Here is a 14,121-nt window from a genome sequence, read left to right on the forward strand (position 1 = left end):
GGGAAAAAAACAAAAAAGTGACACCCAATAAATTGGGGGCACTTTGCTATTTCCTGCTCTATGGAAAACCGTACTTCTAAAGCCCAAGCATAAGTTTACCGTCTCGAATGGGCGGTGTCAAGCACAAACGGCCTTGCCGTCCCGAAGGGGGCAAAGCCGTCTGCAAAGCGCGTCGGACGCGCCCAAAATCACTTCTCTTCGTCCTCGTCGTCGAAGTCGTCGTCCGAACTGTCTTCGCCGTCCTCGTCGAAACCGTCCTCATCGTCCGTTTCGAGCTCCTCATCTATCTCGGAGTCCTCGTCGTCTTCAAGCATGACTTCTTCATCCGCCTCGGCAGCTTCCTCGCCCTCTTCGAAGACTTCCTCGCTGTCCTCGTCGAAGAGATCGTAGCTCTCGTCGTCCGTCGCTACCGCCTCGTCTTCCTCGCCGTACAGATCGTCATCGTCCTCATCGTCGTCGTCGTTGATGATGCGAGGACGTTTGGCCCCGCCGTTCATCTGATCGTCGGAACGTTCAACCGGGTACCACCGTTTCAGCCCCCACACGTTGCCGCCGACACACGCGAAGCGGCCGTCGATGTTAATCTCGGTGTACAATTGCGCTATGACATCCGTGACTTGCTCCTGCGACAATCCGCGCATCTTGGCAATCTCCATCATGAGATCGCGGTAATAGAACGGCGTATTCGCAGTCTTCAACAATTCGTAAGCCAGATCAACCATCGGCATCTCGCGAATTTTCTCGGAGTCGATTTTCAGCACGTAACTGGCACCCACGTGGCTTCCACCTCTCTGTATGTGAACCGGTCATTAACCTTCACCTTGTATTTATCAACCTATAGTAAACAGCATTTCGTATCAAATTGCAAGTCTCTGGAAGACCTCTATTTTTGAATTTGCCTGCACACACGAAAAAGCGAAGGCGTGTCCCCGGCGGACGGCGCCTTCGCTTTTCGACTGTATCCTTCCCGGCCGCTCCGCGGGCGGAGGAACCGGCATGACCAAGAGCCTCACCGGGAAACTCTCCATTCATCCTATGTCGCCGACCGGAAATTGACACGGAACGACGCCTATTTCCACGCAAAAATGCCACATTCCCAAGCTTTTGTCGTTCAGGTCTCATACAGTAGAGGACACGGCGGGAAAGCACGGCGAAGCGCATCGTCTGCTCCTGCACGATCGCCCGGGAGGGAAGGCGCATTGGACGAACATGAAGTCGTGGAGGATGTCCACGGATTCAACGGCTTGCCGACCGCACAGAAGCGCAGGAGCATTCTCCGTTTCCTCGACCGTCGCGATTACAGCCGATTCCTGAAGGACCTGCAGTCCAGACGTCTTCGCGGCGCGGAGGCTCTGGATGTTCGAAGCTTGGGACTGATTCAATCGATCTCCTGTCCTGCCGATCGGATATGCCTGCCCCCCGCGTTGCAGGGCAGAGTCGTCTGGGAAGAGGATGTCCCCGTCGCGATCCACGCGCTGCCCAAAGGCGCCATCGTTAAGGAGAAGGGCATCCCCTGGGGCGTTCGCCACATCCAGGCCTCCCGGGCGTGGAGCAAAACGACCGGCTTCGGAGTCCGAATCGGAGTCATCGACACCGGCGTAGATTACATGCATCCCGATCTGCGGCATTCCCTGGAGCGCGGCATTAATCTGCTGAACAGAATGGCGCCGCCTCAAGACGACAACGGACATGGCACCCATATCGCCGGGACGATCGCCGCAGCCAACGAGCTTCAAGGCATGATCGGGGTTGCCCCCCGTTCGACGATCTATCCGGTTAAAGCATTCGACCACAACGGCACCGCTTACGTCTCGGACATTATTCTCGGAATTGAATGGTGCGTGCGCAATCAGATTCACATCGTCAACATGAGCTTCGGAATGAAGACGAAAAGCCGGGCGCTGCTGTCCGCCGTCAATAGCGCTTTCCGTTCGGGCGTATTAATCGTCGCCTCCTCCGGCAATGACGGGAGAACCGGAGAAATCGATTACCCCGCGGGCTTTAGCAACACGGTTGCCGTCGGCGCTTCGACCCGTGCCGGTCGCATCGCCAAGTTCACCAACCGCAGCGGATTAATCGATATTTACGCCCCCGGCGACCGCATCATGTCTTCCTGGCTTAGAGGCAAACATCGCGAGATGAGCGGAACCTCTATGGCCACTTCGCACGTAACCGGAGCGACCGCTTTGCTTCTGGCGCTGAAGCCCCACCTCTCGCCGGCGCAGCTCAAGAGCGTGCTCAAGTCGTCCACCAGCCCGTTAAGAACAAGCAAAGCCCCCCGGTCGGCCGGGGAGCTTAACGTAGTTCGGATGATAAAATTGGCTGAACAGCTATGAACGTTACATTCTGTCCGGCGCAGAGACGCCCACGAGCGAGAGCGCGTTGGCAATCGTGATCCGAATCGCGGCCAACAGCTGCAAGCGCGCCTGACTCTGCTCCGCGTCTTCCGTAATGACGCGTTCCGCTTTGTAGTAGCTGTGGAATTGGGAAGCCAATTCATACACGTAACGAATAATCGTATGCGGCGCATAGATTCTCGCCGATTCGACGATCGTCTCGGGCAGCTCTCCGATTTTCCGCAAGAGATCCAGCTCTTGCTCGGTTGTCAGCTTGCCGATATCGCTGTTCTGCCAAGGCTGAATGACGATGCCTTGCTCTTCCGCTTGACGGAAAATGCTGCAAATTCGCGCATGTGCGTACTGCACGTAGAAAACCGGGTTTTCGTTCGATTTCGAAACGGCCAGATCCATGTCGAAATCGAGATGGGAATCCATGCCCCTCATCGTGAAGAAGTAGCGGATTGCATCAACGCCAACCTCATCCATCAGGTCCTCCATCGTGATGGCCTTGCCGGTACGCTTGGACATCTTCACCTTCTCCCCGTTCTGGAAGAGGCTGACCATCTGGGCGATCAGGACCGTAAGCTTCTCGGGATCGTTGCCCAAGGCCGCCATCGCAGCCTTCATCCGGGGAATGTAGCCATGGTGATCCGCTCCCCAAATATTGATAAGCTGATCGAAGCCCCGCTTGTACTTGTCCATGTGATAGGCTGCATCCGGCGTCAAATAGGTATAGCTGCCGTCATTCTTGACGAGAACGCGATCCTTGTCGTCTCCGAAATTCATCGAAGACAGCCACACCGCGCCCTCTTGGTCGTATACTTGACCCTGGGCCCGCAGCGCCTCCAGCGCCTCAACGACCTTGCCGGTCTCATATAAGGAAGTCTCGCTGTACCAGTTGTCGAAGCTCACCCCGAAGCGAGCCAGATCCCGCTTGATCTTGGCCAGCTCCTTGTCGAGTCCGTAGCGGCGAAAGAAAGCGAACCGCTCGTCGTCCGGCAAAGCCAGCAGCCGATCTCCCTCTTCCTCCGCCAGCGTTTTGGCGAAGCCGACGATATCTTCTCCGTAATATCCGTCCTCAGGCATCTCCGCCGCCTGCCCCAAAGCCTGGCGATAACGCGCCTCGAGCGACCTCGCGAGGTTGTTCACTTGATTGCCGGCATCGTTAATATAGTATTCCCGTTCGACCTCATATCCCGCAGCCGACAGCACGTTGCACAGCGCGTCTCCTACCGCCGCGCCGCGGGCGTGGCCCAGATGCAGGCTGCCGGTCGGATTCGCGCTGACGAACTCGACCTGAATTCTTTTCCCTTGTCCCACAGTCGCTTGTCCGTATTTATCCCCTTGGCTCAGAACCTCGCCAATGACGGGATAAAGATAGCTTCTGTCCAGGCGGAAGTTGATAAAGCCCGGCCCGGCAATCTCCGCACTCTGAATGGACGCGCGGCCCGGCTCCAGCTTGGCGATGATCGCTTCCGCAATCTGCCTCGGGTTCTTCTTCGCCAGCTTCGTCAGCTGCATCGCCAGATTGGTCGCCAAGTCCCCGTGGGACTTGTCCTTCGGCACCTCTAATACGATCGACGGCAATTGCTCCTTCGACGTGACTAACCCAGCCTCCAGCGCCGCCTCGGCAAGCGCTTGTTTAACGGATTCCTGTAACTGCTCCAATACACCCATCTTGCTTATTCCCCCTGAATATCGAGCCGGATGCGAAAGCTTCCGGACTCCTGATCTTGCACACGCAAGTCGTAAGCCCATTCAATATGGCCGCCGCTCTCCGACAGCTCGCTGTCCAAGCGGGTTGTGAAGGCTTGTATGGCATGAGCTCCAAAAGGAGTCTCCATGTGGCCAGTCACCCATACATCCCGTCTGAAAATCTGTTCGAAGAAGAGCGAGCCTCGTCGTCTCACTTGCAGCTCGCCGTCGCGGACAAACAACGTATTGAGCGTTTCCACGCCATTCTCATCGGGCTGATCCAGGTAAGTAAGCGCCCAACCCGTCGTCTGACGAAACAACGCGCCCTTCAGCGTTGCCCGCTGCGGGTCGCCGTCCTGCTGTCCGCCTTGGAACTGGATCTTCACGTTCCGCTTTTTCGGCATGACGCTTCCCTCTTTCCCTTTACTCTTGTTATTACTATATACAGATAGCCACGTCAATTCAAATGGGATTTCTGAAAAGGAATAAGCCGACCGGCCTAGTTGCGGCGGTCGGCGTTCGACAATATGGACAGACCCTATCTTCTCTTCGCTTCTCGAAGCCGGAATTGACCGACGAGTTGCTGCATAAAGCCCGTAATCGCCTCTACGTTGCCGGAGGTATGCCGCACCTTCACGATGTCGGCCAACAGCTCCTGAACCTGGCCCTCTACTTCCTTGGAGATCGCGCGGTTCTCGATGCTGACTTCCGCCACCTTCTCCATAAGGGCAACAACCTCGTCTACGACTTGAGTCTTGCGCGTATCGTCCGCCTTCGCATCTCCGAGCGTCTCCGTTGCCGCCGCAACCAGCTCCGTCCCCTCATGCACGACCTTCGTGCCTTCATCGATGGAATCGTATGCTCCCTGGGCCTGAAGAGAGATTTTCTCGACGAAGCCGTGCACCTCTTGCGTCGATTGACGAGTCAGATCGGCCAGCTTGCGAATTTCGTTGGCTACGACCGCAAACCCCCTGCCATGCTCGCCGACGCGCGCGGCTTCTATTGAAGCATTCAGCGCAAGCAGATTCGTCTGGGCCGAAATTTCCTCGATCACGTTCAGCACGCCGCGAATTTCGTTGGCCGTATCCAGAAAAATCCGAATCGTCTTGTTCGTGTCCGCAACGCGAAGAGAAATTTCCGACATCTTGTCGCCGATTCGGCCAACCTCTCCCTGAGCGACCGTAATCTGTCTGGAGGCCTTCTCCTCCAGCTCGTGGAGCGTCTTGCGCATTTCGTCCGTCACGACTTTGGCCTCGTCGATGTCCTTGAGCTGACGCCGGAGACTGCGAAGCATATCATGGACCTTGCCGCTGACCCGTTCCGTCGATGAAGCCGTCGTCGAGGTCGAATCCTTCATCAGTTGCTGGCTGGCCGACACGTCTCCCGCCGCCAGCCTGACCTTCAGCATCACGCCCTCAAGCGAATCGATCATGTTATTGATCCATTTGGCCAGCTCGCGCGATTCGTCGTTATCGAACTCCTTCGTATCCAGCCGCTGCGTCAAGTCCCCCTTGCCCTCTGCGTTGATGCGGATGAAGCGGTTGATCTTGCGAACCGGATCGACGATCCTGCCTGTCGTGCGCCGATGAACGGAGCCTACGACGAACAAGCCGAATAGAAGATTAAACGCCAACGCGCTCAGGGCGATCAGCAGCGGCGACAGCTGCCGAGCGACAAGATACAGCAATACCGCCGTCGCAATGGCGAAGCCTCCGACAAGCAGACTGTGCGGCTTCAGCTGTCGATAGGCGATTCCCCGAATCCGGTAAACCTCCTCCAGATCGCCTTCGCACATCATCCCCCACACATCCGGGCAATGCGGCAGCTGGAAGGTGACTCCTTTGCCAATGACCGGGATATGGCGATAATCGGAGTAGCCGGGAAACTCGACGAACAGATTGCTTCCGTTCTTAATCGTATTCGCGACCCCTGGATGTAGCTGCCCCGTAGCCGGATCCGTGAATCTTAGCTCAAGCTCCGTATGCTCCTTGACCGTAACCGTGCCCCAATCGGTCATGACGCCATCCTTCAGGTTCTCTCCGTGGGTAAACGTCCGATCCTCGAAGCGGCTGCGAGAGAGAGCCGTCCCTAGCTCAACGTGGCGATTAAGAATAGGCTTGGCCATAAAAATGTAGTTGTCGCCGGAGTCCGGGTATACATGCCCCGACTCCCGTTGAATCAAGTCTCCGATAACGTCGTTGGGAACCCTCGCGCACACCGCCCCCGCCCAAATGCCGTTCTTCAGGAGCGGCTGGATAAACAACAGCGTCATTTTGTCATGAAACGGGGAAGAGCGGGGGCCGGCATCCAGCGTCATCGGATCGCCGTAGGGTCCGAACAGACATCTGCGGCATTCGCCGTTCTCCCCGCGAGAATAGCCCAATCCGGCCGACAGCAGCGAGCCGTCTCCGTACTCGCGGCCCAGGTGCGGCGAATGCGTCGAATGGCTGACGGTGCCCGAAGCATCCAGAATGAAGATTTCGGTCAAATCGGAAGCCCTCGCGTATGTCGCGGCAAGGAGCCGATTCCACGAATCCGCAATCTGCTCGCCCCCCGCCTTTCCGGCATGGGTCGCCGTCTCCTCCACAGACGCCAATTGCTCTTGCAGCCGGTCGAGATGACGCCAGCAGTCGCTTGTCCAATCCTTCAGCACCTGCACGCGAGTTTCTGCAATTCCTTCAAAGATGTCCTCCACATCTTGCTTCAATTGCGCGTTTAACCGATAAGACCACCACAAAGGCAACCCTTGCTTCCAGCCGAGCCATCCGAACATAAGCTCCACCCCATGTCTTAAGTCTTCTTTCTATGGCAGCTATTGTAACACAGGTTTTGCAATATGAAAGCCGGAATTTGCAAATTCTCCTGAATTTTCGACTGTTTTGGATATGTTTTTTTACATATTGAACACAAAACCGGGAAGAAGGTGCGATTCCCTGAAGATATTTTGCGTGAATTCATAAATTAACTTACTCCAGCGGAATAGTATGTTTAAAACATTGATCGGCCGCCCAGCTCAAAAAGCCCCCGAACGCCGCAGCAGTTCGGGGGCTTGCCTATTTTAAAGAAGGAAAGGCTTATTTGACGAAGCCCAGCAGCATCTCGCGAATCATCTTGGAAGCGACGATCGGCGTCATTTCCGTCGGATCGTAGATAGGAGCCACCTCGACCAGATCGAATCCGACGACGTTTACGCCGGAACGCGCAATGGCGTGAATCGCTTCAAGCAATTCCTTCGTCGTAATCCCTCCCGCCTCCGTCGTTCCGGTGCCCGGCGCAGCGGAAGGATCGAGCACGTCAATGTCAATAGTGACATAGACCGGCCTGCCGGCCAATGAGGGAAGCTCTTGCTTCAGCGGCTCGGCAACTTCGAACGGATGGAAATGGATGCCCGATTGCTGGGCATAGGTCCAATCCTCCTTGGAGCCGGAGCGAATTCCGAATTGATAGATGTTAGACGGCCCCATCAGCTCCGCCGCTTTGCGAAGCGGCGTGGAGTGCGACAAAGGCTCTCCCTCGTATTCCTCGCGCAGATCGGTATGCGCATCGAAATGCAGGATAGCCAGATCGGGATATTTCTTGTAAACCTCCTGAATCACCGGCCAGCTGACAAGATGCTCGCCGCCGAGTCCGACCGGAATTTTACCGTCGGCCAGCACTCCGCGCACGAACTCGGCAATGATGTCCAAGCTCTTGGCGGCATTCCCGAAAGGCAGAAGCAAATCTCCTGCGTCGAAATACGCCAGATCTACAATGCTGCGATCCAGATAAGGGCTGTATTCTTCCAATCCGACAGAAGCTTCGCGAATTCTGCCCGGACCGAAACGGGAGCCGGGACGGAAGGATACCGTATAATCCATCGGCATGCCGTAGATGACGGCCCGGGAAGCCTCGTAATCGTCCGAACTGCAAATAAAAACATTACCAGAGTAGGCTTGGTTTAATCGCATGGTCAATCTCCTTAGAAAGTCATAATCGCACGGGCGGTCATTCCCCAATGCCCGGGACGCGGGCTCGGCGCAAGGCCGAAGAGGGCTTACTTCGTCAGATCCTCGACGAATTTAGGCAGCGCAAAGGCAGCCTTATGGAGGCGCGGCGTATAGTATTTGGTATCGAGCTCCGGAATGCCGCTCTCGTCGACAGCCAGCGGATCATGCTTTTTGCTGCCCATCGTGAACGTCCATAGACCGCTCGGGTAGGTCGGGATATTCGCAACATAGACGCGGACGATGCTGAACACTTCCTTCACGTCGCGGTTGACGCTTTGAATGAGATCGGCCTTGAACCAGGGATTGTCCGTCTGGGCGACGAAAATGCCGTCCTCCTTCAACGCGTCATGGATTCCTTGATAGAAGCCTTTGGTGAACAGGTTTACCGCCGGGCCGACCGGCTCCGTGGAATCCACCATGATGACGTCGTATGTATTCTTGTGGTCATGGATGTGCATATAGCCATCGTTCACAATGACTTCTACTCGCGGATCGTCCAGCTTACCGGCAATGGTAGGAAGGTACTTCTTCGAGTACTCGATGACTTTGCCGTCGATGTCGACGAGCACGGCCTTCTTAACCTTCGAGTGCTTCAGCACCTCGCGAATGACCCCACCGTCTCCTCCGCCGACGACGAGGACATTTTCCGGATTCGGGTGGGTAAACAGCGCAGGATGGGCGACCATCTCGTGATAGACGAATTCGTCCTTCTCGGTGGTCATGACCATGCCGTCCAGCACCAGCATGTTGCCGTATTCCTCGGTTTCGATCATGGCAAGCTCTTGAAAGTCCGTCTGCTCGTGCACCATCGTTTGTTTGATTTTCATCGTTATGCCGAAATTGTCGGTTTGTTTTTCCGTGTACCACAGCTCCATGGACGACATCTGAATCCCCGCTTTCCTCTAGACAGAATGTTGCCTCTTATTGTACCAAACTAGATGTATTATATAAAATCAGCGCCAAAAAGCAATGACTCGAAGAGGAATTTAATTGCAGGTTTACAAATGCGCTCGCCCAAACGGAATAGCCTCCTCTCTCCTACTCCATACTAATTGAGTCAACTATTTCCGCGACGCATCGGAGGCCTTATCATGAATCGTCAACAGAACGAACGCAAAGCCGTTTCGGAAACAGGCTCCAGATGGGGCAAGCTGCGCCGCAGAATCGGCTGGCTGACGCTGGCCTCCCTTCTCTTGCTCGCCTTAAGCGGATTGCTGCTGCTTCGTTACGCCCCGCTTCCCGCAGGAGCGTCCCTGCAAGCGACGCAGATTCTCGATGCCAACGGCCAAACGATAGCCAGTCTGCAGCGAGGCGTCAACCGCTCTGTCGCCAAGCTCAAGGATCTCTCCCCGTGGTTGATCAAAGCCACGCTGGCCGTGGAGGATCGGCGCTTCTACGACCATGCCGGCGTCGACTGGCGCGGTCTTGCCCGAGCCGCGTGGGTGGATCTTCGGCACATGTCCAAGGAGCAAGGGGCAAGCACGTTGACCCAGCAGCTCGCCCGCAACCTCTACCTTTCCCATGAACGAACATGGACACGCAAGCTCAAGGAAGCCTGGTACGCCGCCAGACTGGAGCAGAAATATTCCAAAGACGAGATACTGGAGCTCTATCTGAATCAAATCTACTACGGCCATGGAGCTTACGGCGCGGAAGCGGCCGCCAAGCTGTATTTCAACAAGCCTGCCAAGGAGCTGACAATCGCAGAAAGCGCCCTGCTGGCCGGCATTCCCAAGGGCCCCCGCTACTATTCCCCGCACCTGAATCCCGAAGGCTCCCGATCCAGACAGCGGAAAGTATTGCAGGCTATGCTGGAGACGGGGCAATTGACGGCAGCGCAGGCGGCCAGCGCCGCGCGAACGGAAGTTCACGTGCGCCCCCTTCCCGAAGAGGAGGAGCGCGCCGCCCCCTATTTCGCCGACTATGTCAAAAAAGTCGCCATCGAGGAGCTCGGCATCGAGGAGAGGCTGATGAACGAAGGCGGACTGACGATCCGGACGACGCTCGACCTGCGCGTTCAGCAATTGGCCGAAGCGGCCGTCAAGCAAGGACTTCAAGGCGGCAACGCAGAGCTGCAGACGGCACTTATCGCCGTCGATCCCCGAAACGGCTACATTAAGGCCATGGTCGGCGGACGGAATTATCGCCGCAACCAATTCAACCGGGTGTTCGCAAGCACCCGGCAGCCCGGCTCGTCCTTCAAGCCGATCGTGTATGCGTCAGCGCTGGAGAAGCGAACCATCACCTCTGCGACCCGGTTCCGCAGCGAGCCGACCCTGTTTTATTTCGACCATGATCGTCAAATCTATCGTCCCAACAATTATAACGGTCATTATTTCCGCGACGAGATCGGCTTGAGGCAGGCGATCGCCTCCTCCGACAACATCTATGCCGTTCACACCCTGATGGAGGTCGGCCCCGAAGCCGTCATCTCGATGGCCCGGCGCCTCGGCATCACATCGTCGTTCAAAGCCGTCCCCTCGCTTGCGCTCGGAACGTTCCCCGTGAGCCCTTATCAGATGACATACGCCTTTTCGGCGTTCGCGAACGAGGGCAAACGGCCAGCGCCTACCGCCATTATGCGAATCGAGAATCGCAGAGGAGAAGTCTTATACGCCAGCCATCCGCGCCAAGCGCAAGTCGTCACCCCCGCGCTGGCTTATTTGACGACCAATCTGCTGGAAAGCGTGTTCGACAGAGGCGGCACGGCCAGACGCGTATCGAAAATGCTCAAGCGCCCCGTAGCCGGCAAAACCGGCACGACAGATTCCGACGCCTGGTTCGTCGGGTATACGCCAGAGCTGGCAACGACCGTATGGGTCGGCTATGATCGCGGTCGATCTATTACCTCCAGCGAAGCCCATCGCGCCGCGCCGATCTTCGCCCGGTTTACGGAAGCCGCGCTGGCGGATCGCCCCCCGAGCCCCTTTCCGGTTCCGGACGGCATTGCCAGTGCCTATATCGACCCGATCACCGGACTGCTCGCTTCCCCGGTTTGCCCCGGCGAAGGAAAATTGGAGGTATTCCTGCAAGGGACGGAGCCGATGCGATCATGCGAGCCATTGGGACCCCTTGCCGGGGAAAAGCCCGCCGAACAATCCCCTCATCTGCCGTGGTGGCGGAAGCTTGGAGGCTGGTGGCGATAGCCAGCCTCGGCACATGTACAGGCACGAACGAGAAGGACAATGGAGCGGTTGGCGAACCGAGATGTCCTTGTGCTGAGATCAGGTCACCATGAGCCAGAAGACATTGAGAAGAGCGGAATTGAAGAAGGTTGTCGTGGTGGAGAAGATCATGAGTGGACATAGGCCGAATGCGGAAGGAGCAGCCGACTCGGCCCGAGCGAGTATGTGTCGGGAAAACATTAATTCCTCAGAGTCAGAGTTTGCACGGAGCAGTGAGGAGCAGAGTAGTTCTGCAAAGTGGAACTAACGGCCAGCACCGAGCAGGTGAGGAGCAGAATAGTGCTGCAAAGTCGAACTGACGGCCAGCACGGAGCAGGTGAGGAGAGGAATAATGCTGCAAAGTCGAACTAACGACCAGTACGGAGCAGGTGAGGAGAGGAATAATGCTGCAAAGTCGAACTAACAGCCAGCACGGAGCAGGTGAGGAGAGGAATAATGCTGCAAAGTCGAACTAACGACCAGCACGGAGCAGGTGAGGAGCATAATAGTGCTGCAAAGTCGAACTAATGGCCAGCTCGGAGCAGGTGAGGAGAAGAGTAGTGCTGCAAAGTGGAACTAACGGCCAGCTCGGAGCAGGTATCCAGCATACCACAAGCAAGGGCAATTCCCATGGCGTCCTGTATTCTCAACATAATCGCTTTGTCGATGCGCTCTGGTGAGTCACTTCGGCACCACTTGAACATGACATTTTCTCGGACGAGTTAAGGTGACATTTTCACAAACGTTTACACGGTTGGCGAACCGAGATTGACGGCACGGAGGGAAGCTGTTACACTGAACTCGCCAACTTGTATGACATGTTATAAGTTGAGGGAGAGAGCCGATTTGACAAAAGATTTCAAAGCCATCGAGAAAAAAAACATCGTAGACGACGTATTCGAGCAGATCAAAGAAAAGATCGCAGTCGGCATCTGGCAGCCCGGACAAAAGCTGCCTTCGGAGAACGAACTATGCAGCACGTTTAACGTGAGCAGGGTCAGCATACGCAGCGCCGTTCAGAGGCTTCGGGATCTAGGGCTTGTCACTACGCGTCATGGCACGGGCTCATTCGTATCCGATCGGGCCGCAAGCTTCGACATTAAAGTAACGGCCCCGATCATGAATTTCGGCGAGAAGGAATTTCTGGATATGATGGAGTTCCGGGAGCTGCTGGAAACGAAATGCATTGAGCTTGCCGCCCTGCGCGCAGACGACCAGGATGTCGCCGAGATTGAAGCGGCCCTGAACGAGATGAGAGCGAGCCGACACGATTATGCCAAGTACTCGATGGCCGATTTCCGTTTTCATTTCGCGATTGTGAAGGCGTCCAAAAATCAATTATTCATCCACATCATCGATCGTCTTAAAAACGTCTATTATTACCACTTGCAAGAATTGAACCGGGTGCTCGCGGATATGGAATCCAGCCTTGCCGGACATGCGAAACAATTGGACGCCATTAAGTCCAAAAATTCCGACGCCGTCAAACGCTTAGTTCGAGAAGGCGCGAACATCGTTACCGCCCAGACCCTTCAAAAACTTCAGGAACAAACCAAAAAGAGATAATCCTTCTCTTTTTTTGCACTTACTTGTATGACATCATATTTGTTGCCGTAATCACCCTCTCCCTCTCTCCTCTATTTATCACGAAAGTCAGCAAGCAAAGCCCGACATTAAACTACAGAAAAGGACGAATCGCTATGCCGAACTTAAAGATTCGCAACATCAAAACGATCCTTACCGCCCCCGAAGGCATTAATCTCGTAGTCGTCAAAGTCGAAACGACGGAACCGGAAATATACGGCGTCGGCTGCGCCACGTTTACGCAGCGCTACTTAACGGTGCAATCCGCCATCGAGCAGTACATCAAGCCTTTATTGATCGGCAAAGACGTGAACAATATCAACGACATTTGGCATTCCTCGATCGTCAGCGGCTACTGGCGCAACGGCCCTGTCCTGAACAATGCCATCTCCGGCGTCGATATGGCCTTATGGGATATCAAAGGAAAGATGGCCAACATGCCTCTATACGAGCTATTCGGGGGCAAGGTTAGAGAAGGCGCCGCGGTATACCGCCACGCGGACGGCCGATCCGTTCGAGAAGTCGAGGAAAACGTTCGCGCCTGCATGAACGAAGGCTACCGGTATATCCGCTGTCAGATGGGCACTTACGGCGGAACCGGCCAGTCCTTCGTTTCGCCCGAGGGCGCTCCTGCCGGCGCTTATTATGATCCGAAGGCTTACATGAAAAGCATCGTCGGTCTATTCGAGCATCTAAGAGCGCAAGTCGGCGAGGACATCGAGCTGCTTCACGACATTCACGAGCGCCTGACGCCGATCGATGCCGTCAACTTCGCCAAGCAGCTTGAGCCCTACCGCTTATTCTTCCTGGAAGACGCGCTTCCCCCAGAGCAGCTGGAGTGGTTCCGGATGATTCGCCAGCACTCGACTATCCCGCTTGCGATGGGCGAGCTATTCAATAACCCGAACGAATGGATGCCGCTTATTACCAACCGGCTGATCGATTATATCCGCGTGCATATCAGCCAGATCGGCGGCATTACGCCGGCCAGGAAGCTGACGGCGCTCTGCGAAGCCTTCGGCGTCAGAACCGCCTGGCACGGACCGGGCGATACTTCGCCTGTCGGCCATGCCGCACACGTGCACCTGGACGTAAGCAGCATCAACTTCGGCATCCAGGAATGGAGCGGCTTTAACAGCGCCATCCAAGAGGTGTTCCCCGGCTGTCCCGAAGTACGTAACGGGTACGTCTATCCAAGCAACAAGCCGGGACTGGGCATCGACGTCGATGAACAGCTTGCCGCCAAGTTCCCGTGCGACAACGCTCTGCCGACCTGGACGAACGCAAGACTGCCCGACGGAACTCCGGTAACCCCATAGCCGATAAGGCAGACAACAACAAAGTGCCGCTCCC

10 protein-coding genes are annotated in these 14,121 nt (G+C 55.9%); 4 read left to right on the forward strand and 6 right to left on the reverse strand.

The window, feature by feature from the left end:
- Positions 1-188: 188 nt before the first annotated feature.
- A complete protein-coding gene (gene rpoE / locus ACFO1S_RS25885; protein WP_204605896.1) occupies positions 189-776 on the reverse strand; it encodes a DNA-directed RNA polymerase subunit delta in 588 nt (195 codons plus the stop codon).
- Between the two features lie 423 nt (positions 777-1,199).
- Between rpoE and ACFO1S_RS25890 the strand changes: the two genes are divergently transcribed.
- Positions 1,200-2,336, forward strand: coding sequence for a S8 family peptidase (locus ACFO1S_RS25890; RefSeq protein WP_378127842.1), 1,137 nt, complete (start codon positions 1,200-1,202; stop codon positions 2,334-2,336).
- 3 nt (positions 2,337-2,339) lie between these two features.
- On the opposite strand, the gene argS is transcribed toward ACFO1S_RS25890, so the two are convergent.
- From argS to speE, 5 genes are all read right to left on the reverse strand, one after another.
- The gene (gene argS, locus ACFO1S_RS25895) at positions 2,340-4,016 is read right to left on the reverse strand and encodes an arginine--tRNA ligase (RefSeq protein WP_204605898.1); all 1,677 of its coding nucleotides are present in this window, start codon (positions 4,014-4,016) and stop codon (positions 2,340-2,342) included.
- A 5-nt stretch (positions 4,017-4,021) separates the two neighbouring features.
- On the reverse strand, positions 4,022-4,438 hold the full coding sequence (locus tag ACFO1S_RS25900; protein ID WP_204605899.1) for a YwiB family protein: 417 nt from the start codon (positions 4,436-4,438) through the stop codon (positions 4,022-4,024).
- 134 nt (positions 4,439-4,572) lie between these two features.
- Positions 4,573-6,807: a methyl-accepting chemotaxis protein gene (locus tag ACFO1S_RS25905; RefSeq protein WP_204605900.1), complete on the reverse strand. Its 2,235-nt coding sequence runs from the start codon at positions 6,805-6,807 to the stop codon at positions 4,573-4,575.
- 301 nt (positions 6,808-7,108) lie between these two features.
- Complete coding sequence (gene speB / locus ACFO1S_RS25910) at positions 7,109-7,981, reverse strand: agmatinase (protein ID WP_204605901.1); 873 nt, start codon at positions 7,979-7,981, stop codon at positions 7,109-7,111.
- Between the two features lie 86 nt (positions 7,982-8,067).
- On the reverse strand, positions 8,068-8,895 hold the full coding sequence (gene speE / locus ACFO1S_RS25915; protein WP_204605902.1) for a polyamine aminopropyltransferase: 828 nt from the start codon (positions 8,893-8,895) through the stop codon (positions 8,068-8,070).
- A 216-nt stretch (positions 8,896-9,111) separates the two neighbouring features.
- Here speE and ACFO1S_RS25920 point away from each other — a divergent pair, with 216 nt between their 5' ends.
- The 3 genes from ACFO1S_RS25920 to ACFO1S_RS25930 all read left to right on the forward strand — a co-directional run bounded on the left by ACFO1S_RS25920 (position 9,112) and on the right by ACFO1S_RS25930 (position 14,087).
- Positions 9,112-11,166 (forward strand): transglycosylase domain-containing protein, encoded by a 2,055-nt coding sequence (locus ACFO1S_RS25920; protein ID WP_204605903.1) that lies wholly within the window; start codon positions 9,112-9,114, stop codon positions 11,164-11,166.
- An 864-nt stretch (positions 11,167-12,030) separates the two neighbouring features.
- A complete protein-coding gene (locus tag ACFO1S_RS25925; RefSeq protein WP_378127844.1) occupies positions 12,031-12,750 on the forward strand; it encodes a FadR/GntR family transcriptional regulator in 720 nt (239 codons plus the stop codon).
- A 134-nt stretch (positions 12,751-12,884) separates the two neighbouring features.
- Positions 12,885-14,087: an enolase C-terminal domain-like protein gene (locus tag ACFO1S_RS25930; protein ID WP_204605905.1), complete on the forward strand. Its 1,203-nt coding sequence runs from the start codon at positions 12,885-12,887 to the stop codon at positions 14,085-14,087.
- Positions 14,088-14,121 lie beyond the last annotated feature (34 nt).

The sequence above is a fragment of the Cohnella boryungensis genome (assembly GCF_042651945.1).
Lineage (GTDB): Bacteria > Bacillota > Bacilli > Paenibacillales > Paenibacillaceae > Cohnella > Cohnella boryungensis.